This is a genomic window from Pseudoalteromonas sp. CNC9-20 (genome assembly GCF_022347875.1).
GTDB classification, from domain to species: domain Bacteria; phylum Pseudomonadota; class Gammaproteobacteria; order Enterobacterales; family Alteromonadaceae; genus Pseudoalteromonas; species Pseudoalteromonas ruthenica.
Map to the genome: position 1 here is coordinate 662,580 of NZ_JAKRFS010000001.1, position 25,020 is coordinate 687,599.

The following is a 25,020-nucleotide window of genomic DNA, read 5'->3' on the forward strand; positions in this document are numbered from 1 at the left end:
ATGCGAAAATTTAAGGTTAATGAACAGTAAACTGAGATAAAAAAGAGAGGGTTATGGGTACATACCTGGCAAAAATGATTAAATAAAAAACAACAGTGCCGACGCCTTGAAGTGGGTTATCCTGACACCCGCAGTTACATCTGCCGTGACACAATCCCAGCGACTGATGGGGATGAGCAATTAAACTCGAATAAGCGTCACCCTTTTCAACAAAAAAAGCAAAAAAAAGTGTGTCCAAATAAGGTCGCCAATACCTTGAAAAATGGCGCGCTTTACCCCCTTCGACACACTTGACACAGATGCTTACATTCGGAGACACCTTATTCATGCTATGAACAATTATGTGGCGCATACTTACATTGCACCCGACGAATGTACTAAGGAGAATACAATGAAACGCACCGCATTATTAACCAGCGCTTTGGCCCTTGGCCTACTTTCAACTACAGCCGCTGCAGATAGCTCAAAATTTGTAGCTGCCGATAACAGCGCTGGTACCGAGTTGTGTATGGCAATTACTAAAAACAGCCCACTGAAGCTACGCCGCTCCATGAAAGAGCATTACGTTAATACCTACACCATGGAAAACAAATTAGCGTGTAATGATTTAACTGTTCGCCAATTTGCCAGCCTCTATGGCTTTGATCGCAGCCTCAAAGTGCTCAATATAGAGCGCCTAACTGAAACCTCTATTCGCGATTTAGCAGCCAAAAACGACACCGATTCTTTTATGGTGTACGGCTCAAAGTAATATCACCTTTGATTCCATCCCTGGAAGTAAAGCCCGCCAATGCGGGCTTTTTTTACAGCCAATAAGCAAGCGCACCGAACGCACCGCCAAAGACCCCTCCCCATACCACTAACCAGCCTAAGTGAGCGCGGATCATCGTTTGAATAATCTCTTTGACCATGGCTGGGGTTAACTCATCTAAGCGCTGGCTTACCAGTTGCTTAACCTGCGCCTGCAAATCGCTACCACCGCCTAGTTGCGCAATAATCTGCTCGCGTATTTGTTCATCTTGTAGCATTTCTGCGATGGCCTCACGCATTTTATCAGCAAACGGCTCACGCATCGGTTCGAGCGCTGCTCGACCACCAAACATACCAAGCATGGACCCAAACTGTGACTGCTCTATCACCTGTACCAACTTATCAAAAGCCAGCGACATATCCAGATGGTTAATTAATGCGTCCATTTGCGGCGCTGGCATCTGCGCTGAGGCCTTTTTAAGGTTCTCAGGAGATAGAAACTGCTCCTCAATGAGCTCATGTATCCCTTGTTTAAACGCATTAAATTTAATCTGCACCACACCTGAGCCGTACAATAACGGCACTTTTTCGAACAGCATATGCACGGCAAGCCAATTGGTTAGTGCGCCTGATAACGCAAATAACCCCATGCTCAACAACAGTGGCTGCTCTAGGTGCCACCCGACTAATGTAACAATGAGGGCAATCAATGACGTTACACTGCTTTTATTCACGCGTTCACTCCTTCTAAAATCGCTGCAGACTATTTTAACGTGGGATTAGACTTTGCGGAAAATTTTTGCATCAATCAACAACTTTGCCATACTCATATCACCGCACTCTAAATTTGCTAACTTGCCATGTGGAACGCCGTCGCCCAAGTAATTAGTGATACCTTAGCTACTCCTTTCGAAATCACGCAAAAGCAGCAATTAAGTAATTCCTCGGCCGATATGCTATTTCGTATCAGCGATGGGCAACATACATTTTTTGTTAAAGTTGCCCCGCTCAGTGCGCTGGAGCGTCTTGAGTGCGAAGCGCAAAGCTTGTCGCTATTAACACAAGAGTCGTTGTTTTTGGTGCCGGATTGCTTAGCCACAGACACCACACTGGAGTTTGCTTTTAATATTATAGAGTGGCTCGATTTTAGTGACCCTACCCCTCCCAACTGGGCAAAAATGGGTGAATATCTGGCGATGATGCATCAAAAGCACGAACAAGCCATGTTTGGCAATGAACAAGACAATTTCATTGGCGTCACTGCGCAGCCCAATCGATGGCACAAAAAGTGGGATGTATTCTTTAGTGAAGAACGTATCGGCTGGCAAATGCAGTTACTGGCGGAAAAAGGGTTTCACTTTTGTGATATCGATACGTTAGTGGATTGTGTAAAAGCACGCTTGCACAGCCACAACGTGCAACCGTCATTATTACATGGGGATCTCTGGCGGGGTAATGTCGGCTTTGTTAACTCCGTCCCATGTCTATACGATCCAGCCTGTTATTACGGTGATAGAGAAGCGGATATTGCCATGACACGGTTATTTGGCCCTTTCCCAGACGCCTTTTATACCGCTTATAACGCACACTACCCGCTGGCGCACGATCATCGCTCCCGCGAGGGAATATACAACCTCTATCACCTGCTTAATCATGCCAATATCTTTGCCGGTCATTATTTGACGCAGGCGCGTGACAGTATCGAAACCATAATTCATCAACAAAAAGGTGGCGATTAATAGCACAATTGCGCCTTTTCACTGCGTCAAATTAGTCGGAATTCGTAGCAAAAACGCACTATACTCAAAGTATGTCATCAGACTGTCATACGAGGCGGCTATGAAAGACTACAGCCTACAGCGCATTCGCTGTCCCCATTGCGGCAATCATATTTTTGTTGATGTCGATACATCTTCAGGGGATCAAGACTACTACGAGGATTGCTCAGCGTGCTGTAACCCTATTCACCTTAATATGCACATCGACTACGCCTTAAACAAAGTACAGTTAAGGGTCGACGCAGACGATGAGCAAATTTTTTAACCTGCGCATTGTTAGGGTTTGTGTTGTTGTAGGTAACGCTGCACCGTATTGACTATGGTGTAGGTCTGCTGGTCTACCTCAATATTGAAGACACTGCCAGTGACTGCCTCGCCAATATTGGTAATGCTTAGGGTTTCAGGAATAAGATGCAGCCAAAAGCCCTGTTCACTGAGCTCGCCCACGGTAAGGCTTGCCCCATTAACGCACACAAACCCTTTATATAAGACATAGTCGCGCCACTTCTCATCCAAGGATAAATGCAAGCGGCAGTTATCTTCACTGTCTATACGCTCAAGTACTTCACTGGTAGTGTGAATGTGCCCAGAGACAATATGCCCGCCTAACTCAGTGCCAAAGGTGACTGACCGCTCAAAATTAACTGCGTGGCCTGGTCGCAACTGGCCTAAGTTGGTGAGAGCCAAAGTTTCATCAATTACATCGAAATGCACTTGGCCGACAACATCACCGGCGGGGCTTTCTACTTTAACAACAGTAAGACAACAGCCATTGATGGCAATACTGGCCCCTAAGTCTAGGTGCTGTAGGTAATTTTTATTCACAGAAAGTACTAACCGCAGAACCGCGTCTTCGAGCTTTGCAGCAACGACATGAGCTTGGCACTGCACTATTCCGGTAAACATCGCTATTCCTTTTTTTCATATCACACACAGGATACACTTACCTTTTATCTTATCTGATGTTTTCTCTCTTATGAAGTTTTGTACGTGGGAGGCTGGGCGTTTATTGCGTTTGGCCGCACCGGTGTTTTTTGCACAAGTTACGTTGGTATTAATGTCGGTCGTCGACACCATTATGGCTGGCCAAGTAAGTGCCGTTGACCTAGCCGCTCTTTCAATTGCGACCGGATTATGGAACCCCATGGTACTGGCACTATTAGGCGTCTTATTGGCACTCACTTCGTTAGTTGCTCATAGCTTTGGGGCAAATGACGAGCCGGCAATTCGTAACCATTTTCAGCAAGGCTGTTACTTAGCCGTGCTGCTCTGTTTAGCCGGCGTCGCGATTGCGCAATTGGCTCCGGTGCTCATTGCACAACTCGATACTCAAGCCAGCGTAAAAGTACTGGCTCAAGATTATATCGACTATATCCAATGGGGCCTGCCTGGGTTCTTTGTTTACTCGCTGTTTCGCAACGTGGCTGAGGGGAAGGCCTACACCGCGCCTGCATTTTATATTTCAATTATCGGTTTGCTGGTGAATATTCCCGCCAATTATATATTTATACACGGCCACTTCGGCGCACCTGCGCTCGGAGGTGCTGGATGTGGCGTCGCTACGGCCCTCGTCTTTGCGGCCATGGGCAGTGCTCAGTTTATTTATAGTTTAATAAGTAAACGCATCGATGGACCAGGTTTGTTTCGTCATTTTGCCAAGCCTGACGGCAGAGCTATTTGGGCGATGTTTAAACTCGGCGTGCCGCTGTCATTAGCGACCTTTTTCGAGGTGACGTTATTTGCTTGTATTCCTTTATTTATTGCCTCGCTGGGGGCTATCGCCGTCGCCGGTCATCAGGTCGCCGCTTCGGTCACTACCTTGTTGTTTATGCTGCCGATGAGCTTATCTATGGCGGTGGCCATTCGCTTTGGCAATCTATACGGACAGCAGGACTTTGTTGCACTTAAACGCTGCATGAGTACAAGTTTTGTGTTGTCTATCGCCATCGCGGCATTAGTAGCCTTAATCACTTACCTGCTGCGTTTTGATATCAGCGCCATATACAGTGATAACCCCGAGGTAATAGCACTTGCCGCAAGCATTATGGTGCTCGCCTGTTTTTATCAACTACCGGATGCACTGCAAGTGGTTAGCAGCGGCATGCTCAGAGGGATCAAGCATACCAGTCCAATTTCATATATTACCTTCATCTCTTACTGGCTGATCGGCTTTGCTCTAGGCTACGTACTAGGTCGTACTGATTACATAGTGCCAGCGATGGGACCGCAAGGGTTCTGGTTAGGGATCATTGTCGGCTTATCTTGCGCTGCGGTACTGCTTATTTGGACTCTCAGGAGGCGACTTGCTCAGGCTCCTTTTAATTTTTAGTTTGGTTGTGCTCGCTGGCTGCGCCGAGGGGCCCGAGCAGGTCCACGAAGAATATCGTGCGCGGCTCGCTAAATTTTTACCTATTAATGAAGCACATACCCTAGCCGTTGAACGCTGGCCCGAGTTTAACGCACAGCCTCTGGACAGCGGCGTGCGCATGGGCATTTTGGAGCTTGGTCAACTGGGCCATTGTCAGCTTGCCACTGACATTGCCGGGCGTAACAATCAACTAGGTAAAGTTGCTACGGCCAGTGAACGCTTTAAGTATCACCTGCGTTTTTTACAACAAGTGGACGCCTGCCTAAATCACCCCGATAGCGAGACATTAAGTCCATCGCTTATCGCTGCTCTTGAGCAGGAAAAACAATTTAAAACACGCACTCTGAGTCAAGCTTTTAATAACTTGCTGGCCCAAGAAAAAGAGCTTAAACACCTCTTTACCTTTTCGCGCAACGCGCTTGATTTTGACGAGCAAGCGGGTCGCGTAAATAGCCAAAGTGCGCTGACCCAACTTGCCAATATTGCCGATAACCTTGCCCAGCACAATGTTGAAGATATTGACACCGCGCAACTGACGCAGGCGCTCGAGCAGCTAAACCGCAGTGATTACACAGCCAAGTTACTGCGCGCAACGCGCGAGCAAATTGCCCTAAACAATGCCCTGAGCGCTGAGCTTGAGCGCATCAAGTTACCTGGGGATATTTGCGCTGCCCATAAAAACAACCGTAATAGCATGATAGTCCATAATATCTTTAACAAGTTCTACATTGGCCAACTGCAGGGCTTTCAAAGCCACCTCGCCGGCAGGTTACAGCAAGTACAGCCCATTTTTACCCGCATACTGCAATTTCAGCCAGACGACAGCCACATCAAGGCACAGTTGCTAGGCACTCATGGCGAGCCGAGCTTGCTTGCAGAGCTTAAAACATCGAGCCGCCGCCATGTAACCTGGTGGCAAGCGTTTTACAAACACTGCGATTTAACACCAGGTGAGTAAAATAACAGCAAACAAACAATAATTCCTTGAAAGTTGCTTGATTAGCTTCGTTTCTCGCTATATATTACACCGCGTTGTCAACGCCGTAACGTTTTGCCTTGATAACAAAAATTGTACGACCGTAGCTCAGTTGGTTAGAGCACTACCTTGACATGGTAGGGGTCGGTGGTTCGAATCCACTCGGTCGTACCAATTCTCAAAAAATACATCTCGTATTCTGTACGACCGTAGCTCAGTTGGTTAGAGCACTACCTTGACATGGTAGGGGTCGGTGGTTCGAATCCACTCGGTCGTACCAATTTATTTTCCAGCCTTTATTAATAAATTCAGAAAAATTTATTTCTGATATTGTATATTCCAGTGCCTATACACAGTAACTCGAATAGAGCTTATGCCTGTAGGTGAATTTGCCAATAGCCAACGTCCAGCCATTGCTCAAATTTGTACCCTACTTTTTCAAAATGCGCGACCTTATGCATGCCTAACGCCTGATGCAAAGCCATACTCGGGGGGTTAGGCAACGTAATGCCACCGATAGCGGTATGCACCCCCTGCGCGGTGAGTGTCTCGAGCAGTGCGCTATAGAGCTGGCGCCCTATTCCTTGGCCCTGATGCTGATGCGCCACATACACGCTCGTCTCAACAGCAAAACGATAAGCGCTGCGCTCTTTCCATTTACTCGCATAAGCGTACCCTTTGAGTTCACCGTCTTGTACATATACCAGCCAGGGTAAGTCCACCGCTTTAATGCTTGCGATCCGCTGACTCATAAGCTGGGTATCAACAAGCGACTCTTCAAAAGTAAAGGTGGTGTGGCGAATATAATAGTTATATAGCTCGGCGATGGCCTTAGCATCTTCAGGCGTGGCGTGTCGTAACAAAAGTACCTCGAAAGAAGTAATGGAGCCCGAAGGCTCCCATAAAAGTAGGCTTACAGCTTAAACTGATTCACTGTGGCATTTAAAGAGCTCGCTAAGGCGTTTAAGTCTTTCGCCTCATTCGCTAAGGTGTCGGCATGGTGCGCGGTATTATTAACAAGGTCGTTAATAGCACTCAAACTGGTGTTGATATCCTCAGCAACAATACTTTGCTCTTCAGTGCTGGTCGCTATTTGGTGACTCTGATCAAGCACATGCGCCACCGACTCCCCTATTTGCTCTAGCGATTGCAACACGGCTTGGGTTTGTGTCACCGAACCTTGCGCCCGCTCTTGGCCCTGCGCCATCATATTTGAGGCTTTATCAGCAATGCTTTGCAGTTTATCAATCATAGTGCGAATATCGTCGGTCGACTCTTGCGTGCGACTTGCAAGCGATCGCACCTCATCCGCCACCACGGCGAAACCGCGACCTTGCTCGCCAGCTCGTGCGGCTTCAATTGCAGCATTGAGTGCCAGCAGATTAGTTTGTTCGGCAATGCCGTTAATCACATCGATCACCGCGCCAATATTATTGGTTTCCTGCGCCAGACCAGTGACCACTTGCGCGGCCTCACCAATATGTTCAGCTAGCTCATGCATCACCTGCTGCGACTGATTTGATTGCGAACGCCCTTGCTCACTAACCTGTTGCACCGATGCAGCGGCATCATTGGTTTGATTGGCGTTCCGTGAGATTTCATTGACTGTAGTGGCCATTTCGGTCACCGCCGCGCTGACACTGTCGACTTGTTGCTTCTCTTTTTGAATTTCACTGTTGGTTTGCCCAGAGACTTGTTGCAACTGGCTGGCGGCGGCACTTAATTGCTCTGCCTGCGCAGCAGTGTTCAGCATCATCGCCCGCAGCTTATCGATAAAGGTGTTCATGTGATGGGCAAGCTGGCCCACCTCATCTTTACTCGAGATATCAATACGCCGCGTTAAGTCGCCCTCACCGGAGGCAATATCACGCATAATATGGGTTAAGGTGGTGATAGGCTTGGCAACTAAATGAGTCACCCAGAAAATCATCGCTACAATAATGGCAAGAATCACCACCACGGCGATGGACGCCGACATCACCGCATCATTAACGGGCTCTTCAATTAAGCTCACTGGAATAAGCACTCCTAAGTGCCAATCGATCACCGGCTTATCGAGCTTTAGGCTATTGAATAAAGCATAAAACTCTTGGCCTTTAAGGGTGACTTTAACAATGCCACTGTCGTTGTTGGCTATCGCGCTATTAAGCGTATCAAACCCTTGAGTTTGCTTGAATTGTTGCTCAAGAGCACTCAAGTTATCTTTACCTTCACCGGTATCTGTTATCGATAATGAATGCCCTGTACGCTGCGATAAATGCACCACATTTAAATCACTGTCGAGTAAAAAGCCAAAGCCCTCCCCTTGGAAAGTAATGTCCTCGACAATGTCTTTAATGGCATTAATTTGTAAATCAACCCCACCTACACCGACCAGCTCTTTGGCGTCATTGTAAACTGGCTGCTGCACCACAGCGGATGCGTCTCCCGTGTTGATGTCGACAGAGATAGCGCCAACATAAAGTTGGCCTTTATTCAGCGCATCTTGCCACCAGGGCCGCTTATACGCATAGTAAGGGCGCCCATCGCCATACGCTGAGGTACGCTCATTTTCTTTGAAGTATTCACCGGTGTGAGCCGAGGCAAAAAACGCAGACAAAATATTACTGTCGCGGCCGCTAATACGGATAAAATTATCGTTCAGTAGTGGATAATCAGGTAAAGAGGATAACGCCACACCGCGCTCACGGTAGTTATCGAAAAAATCAACCATATGCGGGCTGGTCACATAGGTTTCAACTACCTTGCCGTATTGCGCAAAAAACGACTGCATCGACAAACGCTCAGCATCTAAGTAATTTTGTACTTCGCGCTCAACACTATTTCGAGATAAAGACGCGATATGGTTAATGAAGAACACGGCCACGGCAACCATTAAAACGCTCAAGGTGCCACCGATCAGCAATAAAATCTTCTGTCGTAAGGAGAGGTTGTTTAACATAAGAATAATTATTATTTTGTTAAGCTAAGCTGCTATAAAAACACATCCTTACGCCCTTGACTACGTTATCATGACCAAAAAGTGAATAACCGCACAATATTTAACCAACCTTAATAGTGCTACCGCCGCACCGTTTAGCCCCCTGCCTTTGCCAAGGCTAGGATTGTACACCTACTGTGATAAATTAAGCTGCCACGACACACCATACCTGTCATTGAGCCAACCAAACCTATGGCTAAAGGCCTAGTTATCCAAAGGCATTAGCTCTGTGCCGCCCTCGGCTAAGGTGCGAAAGGTGCTCTCTATTTCGCTCAATGATTGGCACTCTAAGTACAACGAGATGGATGGGGTAAAACTAAATGAGTGGTTAAGATGGCTGTCGAGGGCCATAAACTCTGTGCCATTGATATGAAACTTCGCCCTTTTCACACTCCCCTCGGGTTCATGCTCGTCGGCGGTGTAATACTGAATATCGATGATCTCAGCATCGCAGAACAACGACGTATAGAACTTAATCGCCTCCTCGCACTTGCCCGCCTGATCGCCAACGAACATCAGTGAAGTTAAAATGGATTTCATCTCTGCCTCCGTTCTATCCGATGATACTGGACGCCTTATTTGCAAGCCTAAACCTTGTTGCGTAACGGCCAGCCCACTGACGAGCACAACACCGCTGAATTAAGCCAAGCACTTTATTTTCCTTTACTGCGCAAGTAGGTGAGAAAAACCAATCGCCCTAACTTAGCCAAGGTGTTGTTGCGAGAAACACTGTAGCTCACCAGGCTTAGGCCAACAAACAGCAGCAACCCCATGCCTAAGCAATAGAGTAAATCATAGTTCTCATAGCCGCGACTGCCACCCTCAAGGCTATTTATTAACCCTAGCACCAGGCTAGCAGTGGCTAATATAAGTGCACATAAGCCCATGCGAAATGGACGTTTTCTGCGAATCATGTTGTTCCTCGCAAAATTGCCGCCGCAAGCACGGCAAATAACGGCCCAGCACCTCGTAAAGTGACCGGCTTCCCCCTAACCAGAGGGCGACCAACCATGTACTGCGCCACAACTTACTGCCAAAACATAATGGGCAGCAGCCCCCAAGCAACAAGCACAACGCACCATTGTAAAGCCAGTACCAGTGATGCGACATCAAGGCGTTTACATTGCTGCTCTTTACGCGCTGCCCACAAGCAGAAGACAAGGGTTAGGGGCAATAGCCCAGATAACACCGCCAAACTGATACTGGCTGCATTGATATCACCAAACTCCAGGAACGACTGGTTCATATAGAGGCATATCTGCAAAGCAAATAGCCCCAGATTGATAAACCCCCATTTGATCGCGCCTAATCCCTGGTTATTGCGCTTAACCAACCTTATCAAGCCGACAATAAAGATATAAATCAGCCCGCTTAGGCCAGCAAGCATGCTTAACCAATACAGTGCCAATGCCACGCCGGACACTTTGCGATAGGTTTTGCGTCCGTCATTGATAAACCACTGCCCTTGCTTATTAGCATAGAAAACGTGCGAGCCTTGTGTCCGGGTTGTATCTCGAAATAATCCCCCTTCGATAGCAAGCAGTTGCTTATCTTCCTTTTGCAATGACTTCACTACAAGGTGCTCGTTTGCTTGCTCTAACCATATGAAATGAAAAAGCATATCCATAAATTCAAACTCAGCCATACTATTTGGCGACGGCGTATAAACCCCTGGCAAGGCCGAGCGCTCAATGGCGTTTCCCTTCGGCGCCACTGGCGTCGCTTTGCTGATATCTAACTCATTGATAAATAGTTTATTAAACCTTTCATAGTCGGATGTTTCGTTATCGGTGTTAATGGCATAGAAAAAGCCCTTTTTTTGCTCGGGGAAAAGGCAAATATAGGCTCTAAAACCAAATGTCGTACCGGGGTGGCACATGCCTAACACCTGATGACGGTCTCTACTTGCAAAGGCGAGGCCGTGGCCAATGTTAAGCCCAGCTCGCTGTGCGTCGGTATGCAAAGGTGTGGCGAGCCGAGCCATATGTTTGGCGGCGATAAGTCGCTCACCGTTAACCCTGCCATCGTGCAACAAAAAGCGGATAAACTTAGCCATGTCTGGCGCGGTCGTGGTGAACTGACCCGAAGGCCTAAGGTAATTCGCCACTGCAGGTTGAGCAACATGATTTTCATGATACCCCATTGCCAGTAATGGGTCGGCGAATGCCCCCTGCTGACTAATAAACTCAAAGCTGCTGTTATGCATGCCTAAAGCTGCCAACAGGTTAGTATCGAGATACTCTTCGTAGCGCTGTTTGGTAACCGCTTCTATCACCATCGCGAGCAAGGTATAGCCCATATTAGAGTATGAATATTGGCTTCCTGGCTCGGTTCTAGCCGTTAGTAAATTCCCTTGGCTTGAAGAAAAAGCATGTTGCAATGGCGAGTCTGGCGACGCATGGGTATTTAATAATTGCCACATGCGAATGTTGTCTAATCCAGCGGTGTGTTCGAGTAAGTGTTTAACCTGAATTGGCGAGTGCTGAGACCAGGGGTTATCGAAGTGCAATTCACCTAGTAAGGCCTCAACGTTGGTGTCTAAAGAAAGTGCGCCTTGGTACACTAAGTGTAAAACCCCCATAGCAAAAACCGACTTGGTCACAGAGCCAACATGCATTTTTTGCTCGGGCTTCATCAACTCTTGGCTGGACACATTGGCATAGCCTGCACTGCCTACTTGCACATGCTCATCGGCAACCGCCGTCCAAGTGATCCCCACGAGCTGCTCCTGTTCGATGGCCTTTTCGACCTTGGTTGCCAGCTGCGCATTGCTATTGCCATAGGCACTACTAAACGACAATAAAATAAGCAGTGAGGAAATGATTGTTTTTATCATGGGGTTCTCTGTATACAACTCAGGTTTTACGGGCAAGTAAAACGCAGATAATGCATGACGATAATCATAGGGAATGGAGGTTTGTCATGCTTTACGCGTCCATGCCTTGAGCTGCTTGCCCTGTGCATTGATAACTTAGGCTGGCCTAGGTCAATATTGCACCGCTATAACCATACCTTTTTTCAGATAAGTTTATAAGCACAAGCGGCTGTTAAGCTCATTTATAAGCTCAGTGTTGCGCGTAAAGCCCTGAAGCCAACACCATGTGAGTTTACAAACGGATTTCAGCAACTTGTTAGGAATTGCTTACATCAATAATGTCACTACTTGCCACAACTCCACACAACCCAGCAGTTTCGGGCCACCACATAACATGCAAGAAAGGTAATGAATTCTCTTTTTGCACCACTGTAAAAGTTCCTACAGCGTTACCATCAATAACCTTAAAATCAAGCTTTAGAGATTCTTGCATAAATTTGAAACCCTCAGCATTTTTAGGTGAGTAACCCAGGTTAACTTCTAACTCATCTAACCCCTCCATTTCGGAAGGAATAATGAACTTATAAACGTCTGTATCTTTGGTGCTGATAATTTCTATTTGTTTATTGTATTTTTCCCCGCTCATGGGAAAAGTACAAGACCAAACACTTGTGGATATACAAAATAAAGATATTAAAGTGATAACAAACTTCATTGCGATACCTAACGCTTTTGTATGCGTCCACCGAAGCGATAGCATAGGTGGTCTGGCACGCGCTTTTTGCGTGCGAACATGACAAACTTGTTAAACGCTGCCTTCTTTCTCAATTACCAAAATCCTTGCTTCGCCAAGTGGATGAGCAACATGCTCTGTACCTATGGATGCGAAAAATATATCGCCAGCTTCCAGGATGCTGGATTGCTCGCTTCCATTTTCTTTAAAGAACATTTCCACTTTTCCATCGAGTACCACGAACACTTCTTCGCCATCATTCACATGCCACTTATATGGCTCTTTTGTCCAATGGAGCCTAGTAGAGATTCCATTCATTGATGCTATATCTTTAGCTCCCCACGAACGATCTGATATAAATTTTTTACTTCTAATTATTTCCACGAAATTTCCTTAATCGTAAACGCCCTGTTAAGGTGTGAGCAACACAATACCGAAGCTCCCGCATACCACCTTAACCACTAAAATCAACGCATAGTAAAAATGCCACGCGTTGCGAATCACTCTTAAACAGATTGTATGGATAATAACTCCATATTTTTATTCTTTTAAACCAGTTTAGGGTAATGTGAGACCCAGGCTTAAGCTGCAACTTAAGCTTTCCATGTGGCAGTTCGATTGAGCGCTGGCTCCTCAGTTGAGAGGCCAATGACTAAACCCGCTATTAAACTAAGCAAACTCCAAGCCAAGACAACATCCCACACATAAATCTTTTGTTGGGGATCATAGCTTAGAGAAATAACACTTTAGATACTTACCAAAGAACAAACTATTCTCCCGCCTGATAGAATGCACAGCGCTATAAGTAATCTGGCTATTAAAATGCGTTGATTTGATATTTAAATTGACACCTTCGAGCTATACATTACACCCACATGAAACAAACCGAATACGGAAGTTGCCTTGTGTTAAGTTGGACCAAAGCGAAAACACGAGACAACTGGAGTGTTTGGTTCGTTTTTAATGCACTTATCACATGTTTGCCGCATTTGTGATGGCTTTTGCACATGCTACAGGGTTTGACTGTGCTATAAAATGCCCACCTAAAACCTCTATTTTTGTAAAGTTGGAGCACAATGATGCCAAATAATGAACAGAGCGGCTAGCAATCAAAAGGTCCTTGCTTGGGCTTATATAAGTCACAGGACAAGTAATTCTCTTGGTAGGCTTATCCAAACGAGCGATATTCCTCAGGCGTTCTTTTAACTTTTTGTTATCAGTATGCCCGAGCGAATGGAAAACAGGGCTTACAAGCTGAATACCACCTGACATATTAAAGCCGACAATATAGACCAATAACCTTGTAATAAAATTAGGCCTCAAAAATGAGATTGGAACTATAGAAGCTAAGCGTGAGTAAATGGATGGCTTAGAAACAAAGCTAGCCAAGAATACTAAGCCTTTGACTCGCTCTCCAAGTAAATGACAGAGTTCATATGCCACACGACCAGAATATGACTCCCCAACTATCAAGACGTCTTCATCGGAGTGAAGGGTGGCGATTTCTTGAGCTTGCCCATAATACGATAGAGATGAAATTGAAGAATAAGAAATTACTTCAACGCTTAACGTCGAAGGTAATTCTTTCATTAAGTTTTTAAAAAGATAGCCTGTACCGTCAAGCCCAGGAAGCAGAATAATTTTCATCTTATATTGCAACGCCGCGCTCTGCGGCAAATTTGGAGCGCAGCGGAAAATTTGTCCGACAGCAGCGCCTTGTTAGTGCTAATCTCGGAAGCGAAATATGATTCAAACTTGAGTGGCTACAGAATAGCTAGGCGGGGGCTTTAATCATATTGATAATTATATGTATTCAGCATGTTAGAGGTTTCATAAGGGCTTCCACCTTGAGTTCTGCGACCATGCTCAGCAAATAAGAATAGACTCTCTTTTGCTCTTGAAGCTATTACATAAAGCATTTTTGACTCAGCATTTCTTCCTACCTGAGCAGGTTGATTAATTATGTCATTCCAGTGGGGGACAAAACCATTTAATAAACCGAATGCAATCACAGTCTTATACTCTTCTCCCTTTACTCCATGACAAGAGTTAACAATTATTCCAGTGGACTCCTTAAAAAAACTCTTAAGGGCAACTACCGTGTCTTCATACTGACCGTTGTTGTTTTCTATATTTGAAGTAGCTTTCTCAAAGAACAAGTCAAACTGTTCTTTGAGCAACAAATCATGCGTTAAATCTATGTTTAATTCGTCCAAAACAAACTCAAAACATTCTTTAAGGTATTCTGTGCCAACAACAGTTTTACTGTGAAAGGAGTTAATAACTTTAAGCAGTTTTTTAGCGGTTAAATCACGGGTATGATGATGATTTTCTATTAGATTATTTAACAGTTCATTGGCCCATCTAACGCGGGCACTTAGCAACCTTCCTGATGGTTCTGTTAATAACAGTTTGGAAACTATCAACCAAAAATTATCTTGTTGGCCGTGAAATGGTGACAAAGCCGGAGCGTCAAACTTCACTTGCGGTAGTAGGGTTATGAGCTTCTTTGTCATTGACCTTATCGGCGCCCACTGGGGTGCAATAACACATATATCATTTTCATTTGTGCCATTATTGAGTTCTATTTTGATTAATTCTGATATAGCTTCGGCTAAATGGTCTTTGTCTACTGATTGATTAAAAAAGCTTATCGTTCCTTGCTCATTTTTATGTGCTGCTTTTGACTGCGCTCCTTGGACATTTCTAAAAACAGAAAAGTAGTCAACCAACCTTTGCGTAGAGCGGTAATTTTCGCTAAACGTAAAGTGGTTGATATTACTACCTATAAATTCTGCGTTTAATTCTGCTAAGGAAAGGGATTTTCCTCCAATTCCTCCATAAATTGCTTGATTTTCGTCGCCTACAATAAACAAAGAAGGCTTTATAAGTGACTCGTTAAATATCTTGGATAAAATTGCATACTGTAGATCTTGTGTATCTTGAATTTCATCAACACATATATGAGTAAATATACTGCCTAAAGTCTGGGCAATTTCTGGCAGCATTTCCATTAACTGAAATGCAAAATAGAGTGACTGGTCAAAATCAATTTTCTTTCTTGAAGACAGTATTTGACGGTATTCCTGCTCTATTTCTTTTGCTCGGATATTAATATTTTCAACCACGCCTTGCCTATTAAAGGTTGTATTTACGTCATCAAAAATTCTCAACCCTTTATCAGCTTTTAATTTGTTAAGAATTCGTCTTGTTTCAAATTCATCCGCAATAGAGTAACCAGAATTAAGTGTTGCAGAGTATGAGGCGTAAGGCTTTATTATCCACTCTAGCGCAAATGAATGAATTGTCCCTGCCCAAACGCAGCCACTTTCAATAGTGTAATTTTCTTCTAGTCTTGTTTTTATTTCATCGGCAGCTCTGTTTGTGAAAGTTACTGCAAGAACTTTATTGTTTTTATGCTTTAACTCTTCAACACCTTTTGCTATACGAGCTGTAAGCGCTCTAGTTTTTCCACTTCCTGGACAGGCTGTAACATATGCATTTCCGTTGCAGTATACAGCGGCATGCTGCTCAACGCTTAATTTCATATTTATCTATCCAACAGTCCAATCAGATAACTTAAATCATCGTCTGGACATTGTTTTTCAAACTCTTTAATACAGGCATTAATATCCTCGTAGTTGTCGGTAAAAAATTGTATTGGTTTATCCGTATCTTCCATTATTGGCATAGGGTTAGAGAGTCTGTAGCAACACATCTTATAAAGGATTTGAGGAGCAAGCTTGTAACCACATGAAAATGCAATTGCATCTAGTATGTAGTTGGGGATGTAAGTTTGAGAAGTTACTTTTTCAGAAGTCAGCAAAGACAACCACCCTTTACCAACCTTGTCGGCGAGGCGCAGTATTTCTTTTCCATAGATTTCAACTGCACTTTTTTTAAGCAAACGTTTTGACTTAGCTATACTAGCTTCCTTTTGATAAATACAGGGAAGCACTTCATTGAGTTCAATTGAATTGTCAGCACCAACAAAGTCAACTTCAAAAGTATGGTTAGCGTAAAACACCTCAATAAATTCATTATCCTTAGTATGTTCGTCTAGCTTGGCTTTTCTAAGCAACCCTGATTTTTGAGAATTTCGACATGACTTTTGATACTTGTTGTCATCAGCCTCGTCATCAGGAAGAGGTTCGATAGATGTATCTAAGTCAGTAATAATTGCACAGTGCTTTCGTATTCTTTCCGGATGAAACAAGTTTGAAATGTGCTCAAAAAAAGCACTATCCATGCTTATTAGGCTAATCCCAAGCTCGTCCAGTGATACGCCAAGAACCTTTTTTATTAAAGCAGGAATTAATATAAGCTCCGCTTCTCCCTCAACTAAAGTTACTCCTTTAGCAAAAAGAAGTGTTGAACGGGTGGCGTTTAAGTATCTTTCAATACGGCTACACTCTGTTGGATTTAGATTGTTTGAAGGTTGAAAAACATCAACGTGATTTTCATTCAGCCCAAGTATGTTCATCTCAGAAATCTTAGCCACAGATGAAATATGAGTTGAGTGCGTCGATAAGAATACTTGAGTCTTATTAATAGCATGGTTTTCAAACAATGTTTTTTGAATATGAGTATGAATGTGAGCTTCTGGCTCTTCTATCACCAAGAACTGCGCCGCTTTATCGGCTTCTTGTTTTCGCTCATATTCTAGTAGTTTTAGTGCAACGTAAATTAAGTTAGCACCACCAAGACTAAGCTCATTAAGGTCACCACTATAACCATCTACATGGTTGTCACCAACAGTTAGCGAAAGTTTTTGCAGGAGCTTATCTAACTCACTTGGTAGAGACGACTCTATATCGATGATTGGGGAAAACGTATACCCAACCGTTTTGTGCAGTGTATTTTGAATTCCACTGGAAACCTGCTTGATTTCATCCAACTCAGAAATTGCATTGTTTATGTCAGAAACAAGGGTGGTAATGTTTTCGGAATCTTTATCAGGTATTTCAGATTCCAGCCCCTTTAATAAAGCTATTAACGGGCTGTTTCTGTAGTTTTTTAAGTCTGAAACTACATCTCTCAATGCTTTCACAAATGTAAAAGATACTTCTTCATGCATTGGTGAAAGCTTAACTCCATAAGCCTTAAAATCTTTGTTATCGGGGTCTGGAAACACAAAGTTTTGAAAGTCACCGACTAAATCTCGATATGTATCATCGCGCAGGAAATCTGCGTTAGCTCTACCAGAAAATACGGGCTCATAATCTTCTATGCTAATTTCATCGATGATTTGCTGGGCTAAAGCTGCTTTACCATTTGCTTCAAACAGTGCTTTTCTTATTTTTAGGCAGGGTCGAAAATAATAGGTTAGCGTGCCTTTTTCACTACCGTCCATATGACCAGCATCATGTTTTAGCATCTGGCAGCCTTCATGAGGTGACAGCTCATCAAAATCTACCGAAATCACAATCCAGTGGCCTTTCCAGTCTCCGAGGTTACGACAGAAGTCGCTATCTCGTAACTTTGTTATGTTTCTGGGTAGTGACTCGTCAAGAAGGAGTCTCAGTGCGAAAAGCGCATTGGTTTTGCCTGAACCATTTTCACCGAGAATAGTGTTAACGCCTTTTTTGAACTCGAAATTTGAGCTTAAGAAATTTCTAAAATTTCGTATTCTTAATGAGCTTATATACATTCCTTATCCTTGAATTTTTTAAGACTCCCACAAGAGCACTAACGCCGCATTCAGCGGCTCGTCCGCTGCAATGCCTTGTTAGGCATTTCTATGCTGGTTGAGATGATGTGGAAATCACCGCCATCAATTTTGTAAAGCTCCTGCTTGGGGTCATAGAACAAGTTTAATGTCCCGACTTCACAATTCAGAAATTCATTACCCAACAGTTGACCAAGCCTTTGCAGCTTTCCCTCTTTGGTAAGTTGCGAACGGTTGCCACCGGCTAGAACTACGTCGTTTGCCAGACATGCTTTGTAACCTGAACTATTAAAGTCGACCACTATGCCACCGGGAGTAAAGCGCTCCATATCTTTAGCTTGATCAGAAAGCTTACTGTTTGTGCCTTTCCAGTTTTTCTTGGATTGAAAGGGTAGGCCTTTGGAGCGAATGACATTCCCACGACTATCAAAAACCTTAATTTGGAATATGCCGTCAGACCCATATATGCGTTCGGGAGCGTTTTTTCCGCGACCTCTAAGTTTTGTATATCCGATATCAACCGTATACACCCCTTCTGGAGTTGAAAATATTTGGTTTCTAGGCACCGCTATGGCTTGACCAAATGCTCCAGTTAATGCGTCCTCATCTCCATAGTTCATATCGAATGTACTTTCAGCGTCTGAAACAGCGGCTAAATACCTATCTCGAAGTGAATCTATTACTAAGTCTGGAAGTATATCTTTCATAATTGCCTAACGCCCAATTAACAGGAAAAAGATAGTTGGTTTAAATAAGTGACGGAGGAGCAAAAACCAACTATTTTTGTCCTTGTTGAGTTTCTTGTTATATTTATCCTATCTGCTTATTTAAAGCAGGCAGGCAGCCATCTTGTCTTAAACAGATTGTTTGTAAAAGCACTTCCAATAAAGAAACCATTTCTCTAGGCTCTATAACTATCGCGCTTATGTTAAAGGCTCCATTAGTTATAAGTTCAGACAAATCTTTTGTAGGCGCATATTTGGCCATTTTACTTTTTACAAACATTGGAGCCCCGTCGTTACCAACAACCGGTGCGCCAAACTTCCCCCATATTTCAGCTGCTAGATTATTTTTTCCTGCCTTTCCGATATATAGAATTTCACCCTTCAAATTCGAGATAAAGTAAACGCCACTTTTGTCTTTATATGTTTCGGATGGAACATGTTGCTTAAATGATTCATTGAAAACTTTCATCCTTGGGAACGCTACTACATTGAACTCCAACTCCTTAAAAGAATCATTTAGAGAACTAGCAAATGAATTAATAATCTCGGTGATACTGTTTAGGTGCATAATACTCCGTAAATATAACAGCTTACTAGCGTGCATTTCGGGTTAAACCAAATAACCTTTGGCTACTTACCCACGCTAACGTTCATTTAGTGTTAATAAATCATTAAGTTATCAGCTGGAGGTTCCTATGTCGATACTAAGGCGCGTGGTTGAAAACGCGCAATAAGATAATCGTGCCGAGACTGGCTCGCCAAATATAAATAAATGACTCTATTTCAATACCTTAAAAATGCTATTGGTTTAGTCGCGGCTGATATTACTTTGCATAACATGGCTTGTTTTTGCTTTTTTGATAAAGGCCATCTTTACCGTTACATACAGCTTCTTGGTTTTGTCACGCCCTCATTTCTATTTTTAGAGTCAGTAAGCATTGAGCCAAGAACGGGCGTTACAGCTTAGGAACGGAAAAAGTTTACTTAATGTAGATAAGGGGTTTTAAACTTTTAAATGGTTAAACATACTGATATCTCTGGCGCTGCCTAGCGGAGCAGCTGTCGCAATATACGGCGCTATTCACCCTCTATTAATACCCCTTTTCTATAATTGCGTTTTTACTCTCGCTATTGTTAATTATGAAGCGTTTAGCCATTGTTACCGCCGTTCTGACTCTTGCCGCCTGTCATGTTGCTACCGCACCAAGCGGTGAATCCCCACCAGCAGAAACTCCCACACCGACCCAATGTACCCAAGCTAATCTCAATGCAATTGAGCAGCTAGCCAGTACCAGCGATGGCAGCGGGCACGGCCCGGATATTGGCACTACGGAATGGGCAAACAGTGTGGAGCATCGTTTAGATATCAATAACGATGCAGATAAGCCGCCATTATTAACACCGAAGTGGTGCCAATGGGTGGCAAGCCAAGCGAACACCTCAGCCAGCTTTAGCTGTGAGCAAGCACACAGTGATATCGCCCGCCAAGTATGCCAGTCGCCAAGGCTGAGTGAGTTAGATGCGCAATTGGCTAACACCTTCGAAAAAGCATTGGCACAATCCGATAGTGACAAACATAAAAGCACGTTACGGGCCATGCAACGTGGTTGGATAAAAGGCCGTGATGCATGTTGGCAAGCAGATAACGTAAAACAGTGCATTATTGATGCCTATCAGCATCGCAACGCCTCACTGCAAGTGCAGTATCAACTCACCACGGCTGTGGATCATCTTCAGTATGATTGCGAGGGCAAACAGGTGAGTGTTGATTTTTATGATACCACGCCACAATTTATTGCCCTGCACGAGGGTGAGCAACAATGGCTGATGCAGCGCGTGATTGCCGCCAGTGGCGCTAAATACCAAGGCCGCAATCAGGTTTTTTGGCAAAAAGGCGATAGTGCCTTTGTGCAATGGCAGTACAACACGCCCATGCAGCAGTGCACATTACGCTAAGCAGGCTCCGACCACACCGCAAACTCATTGCCGCTAGGCTCCACAAAGTGAAACCGTCGCCCGCCGGGGAAATCGAATAACGCCGTGGAGATCTCGCCTCCCGCTTGCTCTATCTTAGCTTGGGTTTGCGCAATATCGCTGGAATAAAAAACCAATAACGCGCTGCCTTTACTGAACTGAGCATTTAAGTCGCTACGATAAAAACCGCCATCGAGCCCTGCTCCGCTAAAGGCTGTGTAATCTGGGCCGTAGTCAGTAAATTGCCATGCAAAAACTTGGGTAAAGAATGCTTTTGTGGCCTCGAGGTCACGCGCAGGGTATTCCACATAGTTCAGCATTTCGTGATTATTTTTCATCCTTGTCGCCTGCTATAAAACAAAAAAGGTGCGCTAAGCATAGCGCACCTTTTTTATTGGTTCTACTGGGTTGCGTATTAACGCATTAAGGCCCTACTGGCCTTTGTCTTGTTGCTCAATCTTGGCCCAAGAATCACGTAGCCCCACCGTTTGGTTAAACACTAAGTGTTCAAAGTGATCGTCACGGCAGAAATACCCAGTGCGCTCAAACTGATAGCCTTTCAGTGCTGCGGCTTCGCTTAAGCTAGGCTCTAATTTAGCGTTTTTAACCACTTTTAATGACTCTGGGTTAAGGGCATCGGTAATGTCCTCTGCCGCACCTGGGTTAGGCACATTGAATAAGCGGTCGTACTGGCGCACTTCGGCTTCAATACAATGGCTGGCACTCACCCAGTGAATAACCCCTTTAACCTTGCGGCCATCGGCTGGGTTTTTGCCTAATGTTTCCGGGTCATAAGAGCAATAAATAGTGGTGATATTGCCTTGCTCGTCTTCGTCAATGCGCTCTGCTTTAATCACATAAGCATTACGTAAACGCACTTCTTTGCCTAGCACTAAGCGCTTAAACTTCTTATTCGCTTCAACACGGAAGTCTTCGCGTTCAATGAACACCTCGCGAGTAAATGGCAGCTGACGCGAACCCATTTCTTCTTTGTTCGGATGATTAGGCGCATCGAGCATTTCCACTTGCTCTTGTGGGTAATTTTCGATCACGACGCGTACCGGGTCTAATACCGCCATGGCACGTGGCGCGTTTTCATTTAAATCATCGCGAATACAGGCTTCAAGCATGCCCATTTCTACTAGGTTATCTTGCTTGGTTACACCAATGCGCTTACAGAATTCACGAATAGAACCTGGGGTGTAACCGCGTCGGCGCAGCCCGGCAATCGTTGGCATACGCGGGTCGTCCCAACCATCAACATGACCATCGACCACCAACTGATTAAGCTTACGCTTACTCATAATGGTGTACTCGAGGTTCAGTCGTGAAAACTCGATTTGCTGTGGGTGGCACTCTAGGCTGATATTATCTAACACCCAGTCGTATAAACGGCGGTTGTCTTGAAACTCCAAGGTACACAATGAGTGGGTAATGCCTTCAAGCGCATCGCTAATACAATGGGTAAAGTCATACATTGGGTAAATGCACCACTTATCACCGGTTTGGTGGTGGTGGGCAAAACGAATGCGATAAATAATCGGGTCGCGCAGCACCATAAAGGAACTGGCCATATCGATTTTGGCTCGCAGTACACACTCGCCCTCTTTGAACTCGCCGTTTTTCATTTTTTCGAATAACGCTAGGTTCTCCGCCACAGGTGTATCGCGATAAGGGCTGTTTTTACCCGGCTCTTTTAACGTGCCACGGTACTCGCGAGCTTGCTCGGGTGTTAAGAAACACACATAAGCGAGGCCTTTTTCAATAAGCTCAACAGCGTACTGATACAACTTGTCAAAGTAGTTAGAAGAGTATTGAATCTCACCGCTCCACTGAAAACCCAACCAGTTCACGTCTTCTTTTATTGAGTTCACATAGTTGATGTCTTCTTTTTCTGGGTTGGTATCATCAAAACGCAAATTACACAGCCCGTTGTAGTCTTGTGCAATGCCAAAATTCAGGCAAATAGACTTGGCGTGGCCAATGTGCAAAAAGCCATTTGGCTCGGGTGGAAAACGCGTGTGCGTTTGCTGATGTTTGCCTGAGGCTAAATCTGCGTCAATGATGTTACGAATAAAGTTCGTTGGGCGATTCTCAATCTCCGCCATTGGGATACTTTCCTCTGAATTCTGCGTGACTTATAACCCACGCATTATGACAAATACTGCGCTTAACTTACAGCTTTTAGTAAGGTCACACCAGCTTTAATTCAACGGTGTTGCCGTCTGGGTCAAGAATGTATAAAGAACGACCAAAACCAGTGGCCCCGTAGCGCTCAGCGAACTGCAACGACTGGTTTACGCCTTTGGCTTTTAAGGTGCGGATCACCGCCTGTTCGCTCGCAGCGCTGATTTGCAAACAAAAATGCGCCAGTGGCGAGGTGCGCACCTGCACCGGTTGCTTGCTATCTAAGCTGCCCTGAGTGCTAAGAATATCAATCAGGGCTTGGCCGGCGCGCAACTGATACAACCCCTCTTGCTCCAATACGCGCTCTAACTGAGCGCCAAGTACTTCCTCGTAAAATGCGCACATGCGAGGTACATCATCGGTGCGCAGCACAACATGGTCTAGCCCGTGTAATTGCATTGAATGCTCCTTTTATTGATTAGGATCTAATCACTGTGCATCTCGCTAAGCTATGCTACAGAGACATTCATTACAACGCTAAAGGAGCCGTGATGCAATTGCATACTGCTGCAGATCTAATGACCCCAGCGCCGCTGACCGTAACCGCTGATGCCTCGTTGCATGATGCCCATGCATTAATGCGTGAGCACAATATTCGCCATATTCCCGTCACCGATGAGCACGGCAAGCTTATTGGCATGCTGACGCAAAAACTGATGATTGCCCAAGTGATGCGCATTATTTCAGTGTTTGGTGCACCGGCACTCGAGCGCAAAGAGAAACAAACGCAAGTGGGCGATATCATGCTTCAAGATTTTGGTACCGTGGCTCCCGGTGATGCTTTAAGTGATATCGCTGAATTTTTTCTCAATAACCGTCATGGCTGTATGCCGGTGGTTGAGGAGCAAAAACTGCTCGGCATACTCACCTCTTCAGACTTTGTGCGCCTAAGCGTTGAGCTGTTGAAAAAGTCATAAAAGTTTAATCTAGCGCAACATCGCTGACATTTATCTGCCCTACACTTGAGGCGAATTTAACAAACCTAGGAACAAGGAATAACCATGGCTTCACAGAATCAACATCGCGTTTATATACCGACCAATGCTCGCGCCAACCAGTATATTCTCGCCGAGTTTAAACCGGATGATGATTTTTACGCCTGCTTTAGCGATTATCGCAGCGCATATCAGCGCGTTGCCCGACAACTGTTCGCGTTATGTGACGATGCCGAACTCTACAATGTGCACATGCTGGTCAACGACAAGCTGCCCATTGTGCGCTTTCATGAAGAGGCATATTGCCTAGAAACTCAACGTCAGCAGCTGTTCTTTTATAATCCGCGATATCACGAGGCTCATCAGCTACATGGCTGCTGCGAAAGCCGAGCACGCAAAGTACGGTTGCTATTCCTTGCTACAGGTGAAGACATTCGTGCTCATTCTGCCGATTTTCACCGCCGCGTTGCCAAGGTGCTAAGCGCTCTGCAAGAGCAACTTCCCGGCGATGCCAATAAGTTGAAAGTACGTGACCATCAGCACCTAACCTATGATTTGTTCGCCCGCGCCAAAGGGCATAAAGAGAGCTACGGGTATAAACTTAGAGCACTGGCACCACGCTATGAAGCCCGTGGCTGCCCCTTACCCAGCCATCGCGACCTGACTTATGCGCGTTTTACTTTGCCGCTCACACGGCAGTTAAAAACGCAGCTATTGGATACCAGCGCCACGGATTACGGAAACTTTTATAGCCATATTGAAGATGCGTTTATCAGCGCCTGTGAAGCCAAGCGCCTACCGCGCCGCGCAATGGTGGCCAATGGCCGCACACCGCTTATTCGCCACCGTGATATCGACACCAGCGCTCACAATGAGGAACTGGAAAAGCTCAGCTTTGAACCCGGCAAAGGCGAAACCCAAAGTCACGTACTCTTTGATGCCGCCAACTTGGTACAGAGCATTGACTTTGTGATTGTTGCGGGCGTCGAGGATCATCATGATATGGGCTATGGCCGCTTTATGAATCAAGTCGAGAGCGTGATCAAGGCGCTGTGTAATAGCTTACAGGTGAACCCAGAGCGCCAAGATATCAACACCCGCTTTTATCAGCACCTGAGCTACAGCCTATAA

Annotated in this window: 24 protein-coding genes, 2 tRNA genes and 1 pseudogene; 10 read left to right on the plus strand and 17 right to left on the minus strand. The window is 45.0% G+C overall.

Translation table 11 applies throughout. The features are described 5' to 3' along the window. The first annotated feature begins 391 nt into the window (after nt 1-391). The gene (locus MHM89_RS02980; RefSeq protein ID WP_045978708.1) at nt 392-751 is read left to right on the plus strand and encodes a DUF3718 domain-containing protein; all 360 of its coding nucleotides are present in this window, start codon (nt 392-394) and stop codon (nt 749-751) included. A gap of 52 nt (nt 752-803) precedes the next feature. Here MHM89_RS02980 and MHM89_RS02985 read toward each other — a convergent pair whose 3' ends face one another. Beyond that, on the minus strand, nt 804-1,484 hold the full coding sequence (locus MHM89_RS02985) for a DUF445 domain-containing protein (protein ID WP_239408030.1): 681 nt from the start codon (nt 1,482-1,484) through the stop codon (nt 804-806). Between the two features lie 126 nt (nt 1,485-1,610). Here MHM89_RS02985 and MHM89_RS02990 point away from each other — a divergent pair, with 126 nt between their 5' ends. Then, the gene (locus MHM89_RS02990) at nt 1,611-2,489 is read left to right on the plus strand and encodes a fructosamine kinase family protein (protein WP_239408031.1); all 879 of its coding nucleotides are present in this window, start codon (nt 1,611-1,613) and stop codon (nt 2,487-2,489) included. A gap of 100 nt (nt 2,490-2,589) precedes the next feature. After that, nucleotides 2,590-2,793: a CPXCG motif-containing cysteine-rich protein gene (locus MHM89_RS02995; RefSeq protein WP_022943991.1), complete on the plus strand. Its 204-nt coding sequence runs from the start codon at nt 2,590-2,592 to the stop codon at nt 2,791-2,793. Between the two features lie 11 nt (nt 2,794-2,804). On the opposite strand, the gene MHM89_RS03000 is transcribed toward MHM89_RS02995, so the two are convergent. Further along, nucleotides 2,805-3,434 carry a riboflavin synthase gene (locus MHM89_RS03000; protein ID WP_022943992.1) on the minus strand — a complete coding sequence of 210 codons (630 nt, stop codon included), beginning with the start codon at nt 3,432-3,434 and terminating at the stop codon, nt 2,805-2,807. A gap of 70 nt (nt 3,435-3,504) precedes the next feature. Here MHM89_RS03000 and MHM89_RS03005 point away from each other — a divergent pair, with 70 nt between their 5' ends. The 4 genes from MHM89_RS03005 to MHM89_RS03020 all read left to right on the plus strand — a co-directional run bounded on the left by MHM89_RS03005 (nt 3,505) and on the right by MHM89_RS03020 (nt 6,152). Beyond that, nucleotides 3,505-4,857, plus strand: coding sequence for an MATE family efflux transporter (locus MHM89_RS03005; RefSeq protein ID WP_239408032.1), 1,353 nt, complete (start codon nt 3,505-3,507; stop codon nt 4,855-4,857). Next, entirely contained in the window at nt 4,832-5,854 is a 1,023-nt protein-coding gene (locus MHM89_RS03010; RefSeq protein ID WP_239408033.1) for a DUF3080 family protein, read from the plus strand. The genes MHM89_RS03005 and MHM89_RS03010 overlap by 26 nt, the downstream gene beginning before the upstream one ends. 115 nt (nt 5,855-5,969) lie before the next feature. Further along, nucleotides 5,970-6,046, plus strand: a tRNA-Val gene (locus tag MHM89_RS03015). 29 nt (nt 6,047-6,075) lie between these two features. Further along, nucleotides 6,076-6,152: transfer RNA gene (locus tag MHM89_RS03020), tRNA-Val, on the plus strand. 91 nt (nt 6,153-6,243) lie between these two features. Here MHM89_RS03020 and MHM89_RS03025 read toward each other — a convergent pair. The 12 genes and pseudogenes from MHM89_RS03025 to MHM89_RS03085 all read right to left on the minus strand — a co-directional run bounded on the left by MHM89_RS03025 (nt 6,244) and on the right by MHM89_RS03085 (nt 19,361). After that, complete coding sequence (locus MHM89_RS03025; protein ID WP_239408034.1) at nt 6,244-6,735, minus strand: arsinothricin resistance N-acetyltransferase ArsN1 family B; 492 nt, start codon at nt 6,733-6,735, stop codon at nt 6,244-6,246. 50 nt (nt 6,736-6,785) lie between these two features. Further along, entirely contained in the window at nt 6,786-8,813 is a 2,028-nt protein-coding gene (locus MHM89_RS03030) for a methyl-accepting chemotaxis protein (protein WP_239408035.1), read from the minus strand. A gap of 171 nt (nt 8,814-8,984) precedes the next feature. Further along, a pseudogene (locus MHM89_RS03035) lies at nt 8,985-9,392 on the minus strand (VOC family protein). A 113-nt stretch (nt 9,393-9,505) separates the two neighbouring features. Next, nucleotides 9,506-9,766 (minus strand): hypothetical protein, encoded by a 261-nt coding sequence (locus tag MHM89_RS03040; protein ID WP_239408037.1) that lies wholly within the window; start codon nt 9,764-9,766, stop codon nt 9,506-9,508. 113 nt (nt 9,767-9,879) lie between these two features. Continuing rightward, nucleotides 9,880-11,688, minus strand: coding sequence for a serine hydrolase domain-containing protein (locus MHM89_RS03045; protein ID WP_239408038.1), 1,809 nt, complete (start codon nt 11,686-11,688; stop codon nt 9,880-9,882). 295 nt (nt 11,689-11,983) lie between these two features. After that, nucleotides 11,984-12,382 (minus strand): hypothetical protein, encoded by a 399-nt coding sequence (locus tag MHM89_RS03050; protein WP_239408039.1) that lies wholly within the window; start codon nt 12,380-12,382, stop codon nt 11,984-11,986. A 90-nt stretch (nt 12,383-12,472) separates the two neighbouring features. Continuing rightward, on the minus strand, nt 12,473-12,784 hold the full coding sequence (locus tag MHM89_RS03055) for a cupin domain-containing protein (protein ID WP_045978698.1): 312 nt from the start codon (nt 12,782-12,784) through the stop codon (nt 12,473-12,475). A gap of 588 nt (nt 12,785-13,372) precedes the next feature. Then, complete coding sequence (locus tag MHM89_RS03065) at nt 13,373-14,047, minus strand: alpha/beta hydrolase (protein ID WP_045978697.1); 675 nt, start codon at nt 14,045-14,047, stop codon at nt 13,373-13,375. Nucleotides 14,048-14,187: 140 nt separating this feature from the next. After that, nucleotides 14,188-15,948 (minus strand): ATP-dependent helicase, encoded by a 1,761-nt coding sequence (locus MHM89_RS03070; RefSeq protein ID WP_239408040.1) that lies wholly within the window; start codon nt 15,946-15,948, stop codon nt 14,188-14,190. A gap of 2 nt (nt 15,949-15,950) precedes the next feature. Beyond that, entirely contained in the window at nt 15,951-18,050 is a 2,100-nt protein-coding gene (locus MHM89_RS03075; protein ID WP_239408041.1) for an AAA family ATPase, read from the minus strand. Between the two features lie 50 nt (nt 18,051-18,100). After that, nucleotides 18,101-18,775, minus strand: coding sequence for a hypothetical protein (locus tag MHM89_RS03080; protein ID WP_239408042.1), 675 nt, complete (start codon nt 18,773-18,775; stop codon nt 18,101-18,103). A gap of 103 nt (nt 18,776-18,878) precedes the next feature. Then, nucleotides 18,879-19,361 (minus strand): hypothetical protein, encoded by a 483-nt coding sequence (locus MHM89_RS03085; protein WP_239408043.1) that lies wholly within the window; start codon nt 19,359-19,361, stop codon nt 18,879-18,881. A 572-nt stretch (nt 19,362-19,933) separates the two neighbouring features. On the opposite strand from MHM89_RS03085, the gene MHM89_RS03090 reads away from it, so the two are divergent. After that, the gene (locus MHM89_RS03090; RefSeq protein ID WP_239408044.1) at nt 19,934-20,749 is read left to right on the plus strand and encodes an MliC family protein; all 816 of its coding nucleotides are present in this window, start codon (nt 19,934-19,936) and stop codon (nt 20,747-20,749) included. On the opposite strand, the gene MHM89_RS03095 is transcribed toward MHM89_RS03090, so the two are convergent. The 3 genes from MHM89_RS03095 to MHM89_RS03105 all read right to left on the minus strand — a co-directional run bounded on the left by MHM89_RS03095 (nt 20,746) and on the right by MHM89_RS03105 (nt 23,353). Next, on the minus strand, nt 20,746-21,105 hold the full coding sequence (locus MHM89_RS03095; RefSeq protein WP_239408045.1) for a VOC family protein: 360 nt from the start codon (nt 21,103-21,105) through the stop codon (nt 20,746-20,748). The genes MHM89_RS03090 and MHM89_RS03095 overlap by 4 nt on opposite strands. Before the next feature lie 93 nt (nt 21,106-21,198). Next, entirely contained in the window at nt 21,199-22,875 is a 1,677-nt protein-coding gene (gene glnS, locus MHM89_RS03100; RefSeq protein WP_022944012.1) for a glutamine--tRNA ligase, read from the minus strand. A gap of 85 nt (nt 22,876-22,960) precedes the next feature. After that, on the minus strand, nt 22,961-23,353 hold the full coding sequence (locus MHM89_RS03105) for a VOC family protein (protein ID WP_045978693.1): 393 nt from the start codon (nt 23,351-23,353) through the stop codon (nt 22,961-22,963). Nucleotides 23,354-23,445: 92 nt separating this feature from the next. Here MHM89_RS03105 and MHM89_RS03110 point away from each other — a divergent pair, with 92 nt between their 5' ends. Both MHM89_RS03110 and MHM89_RS03115 read left to right on the plus strand, forming a co-directional pair. After that, a complete protein-coding gene (locus MHM89_RS03110; protein WP_239408046.1) occupies nt 23,446-23,871 on the plus strand; it encodes a CBS domain-containing protein in 426 nt (141 codons plus the stop codon). Nucleotides 23,872-23,955: 84 nt separating this feature from the next. Next, complete coding sequence (locus MHM89_RS03115) at nt 23,956-25,020, plus strand: DUF3083 family protein (protein ID WP_239408047.1); 1,065 nt, start codon at nt 23,956-23,958, stop codon at nt 25,018-25,020.

Excerpts from the sequence above, each read along its gene's own strand:
- MHM89_RS02980 (WP_045978708.1), top strand. The coding sequence starts at position 392 with ATGAAACGCACCGCATTATTAACCAGCGCTTTGGCCCTTGGCCTACTT.
- MHM89_RS02990 (WP_239408031.1), top strand. The coding sequence starts at position 1,611 with ATGTGGAACGCCGTCGCCCAAGTAATTAGTGATACCTTAGCTACTCCT.
- MHM89_RS02995 (WP_022943991.1), top strand. The coding sequence starts at position 2,590 with ATGAAAGACTACAGCCTACAGCGCATTCGCTGTCCCCATTGCGGCAAT.
- MHM89_RS03000 (WP_022943992.1), bottom strand. The coding sequence starts at position 3,434 with ATGTTTACCGGAATAGTGCAGTGCCAAGCTCATGTCGTTGCTGCAAAG.
- MHM89_RS03005 (WP_239408032.1), top strand. The coding sequence starts at position 3,505 with ATGAAGTTTTGTACGTGGGAGGCTGGGCGTTTATTGCGTTTGGCCGCA.
- MHM89_RS03030 (WP_239408035.1), bottom strand. The coding sequence starts at position 8,813 with ATGTTAAACAACCTCTCCTTACGACAGAAGATTTTATTGCTGATCGGT.
- MHM89_RS03040 (WP_239408037.1), bottom strand. The coding sequence starts at position 9,766 with ATGATTCGCAGAAAACGTCCATTTCGCATGGGCTTATGTGCACTTATA.
- MHM89_RS03045 (WP_239408038.1), bottom strand. The coding sequence starts at position 11,688 with ATGATAAAAACAATCATTTCCTCACTGCTTATTTTATTGTCGTTTAGT.
- MHM89_RS03050 (WP_239408039.1), bottom strand. The coding sequence starts at position 12,382 with ATGAAGTTTGTTATCACTTTAATATCTTTATTTTGTATATCCACAAGT.
- MHM89_RS03065 (WP_045978697.1), bottom strand. The coding sequence starts at position 14,047 with ATGAAAATTATTCTGCTTCCTGGGCTTGACGGTACAGGCTATCTTTTT.
- MHM89_RS03070 (WP_239408040.1), bottom strand. The coding sequence starts at position 15,948 with ATGAAATTAAGCGTTGAGCAGCATGCCGCTGTATACTGCAACGGAAAT.
- MHM89_RS03075 (WP_239408041.1), bottom strand. The coding sequence starts at position 18,050 with ATGTATATAAGCTCATTAAGAATACGAAATTTTAGAAATTTCTTAAGC.
- MHM89_RS03080 (WP_239408042.1), bottom strand. The coding sequence starts at position 18,775 with ATGAAAGATATACTTCCAGACTTAGTAATAGATTCACTTCGAGATAGG.
- MHM89_RS03085 (WP_239408043.1), bottom strand. The coding sequence starts at position 19,361 with ATGCACCTAAACAGTATCACCGAGATTATTAATTCATTTGCTAGTTCT.
- MHM89_RS03090 (WP_239408044.1), top strand. The coding sequence starts at position 19,934 with ATGAAGCGTTTAGCCATTGTTACCGCCGTTCTGACTCTTGCCGCCTGT.
- MHM89_RS03095 (WP_239408045.1), bottom strand. The coding sequence starts at position 21,105 with ATGAAAAATAATCACGAAATGCTGAACTATGTGGAATACCCTGCGCGT.
- glnS (WP_022944012.1), bottom strand. The coding sequence starts at position 22,875 with ATGGCGGAGATTGAGAATCGCCCAACGAACTTTATTCGTAACATCATT.
- MHM89_RS03105 (WP_045978693.1), bottom strand. The coding sequence starts at position 23,353 with ATGCAATTACACGGGCTAGACCATGTTGTGCTGCGCACCGATGATGTA.
- MHM89_RS03110 (WP_239408046.1), top strand. The coding sequence starts at position 23,446 with ATGCAATTGCATACTGCTGCAGATCTAATGACCCCAGCGCCGCTGACC.
- MHM89_RS03115 (WP_239408047.1), top strand. The coding sequence starts at position 23,956 with ATGGCTTCACAGAATCAACATCGCGTTTATATACCGACCAATGCTCGC.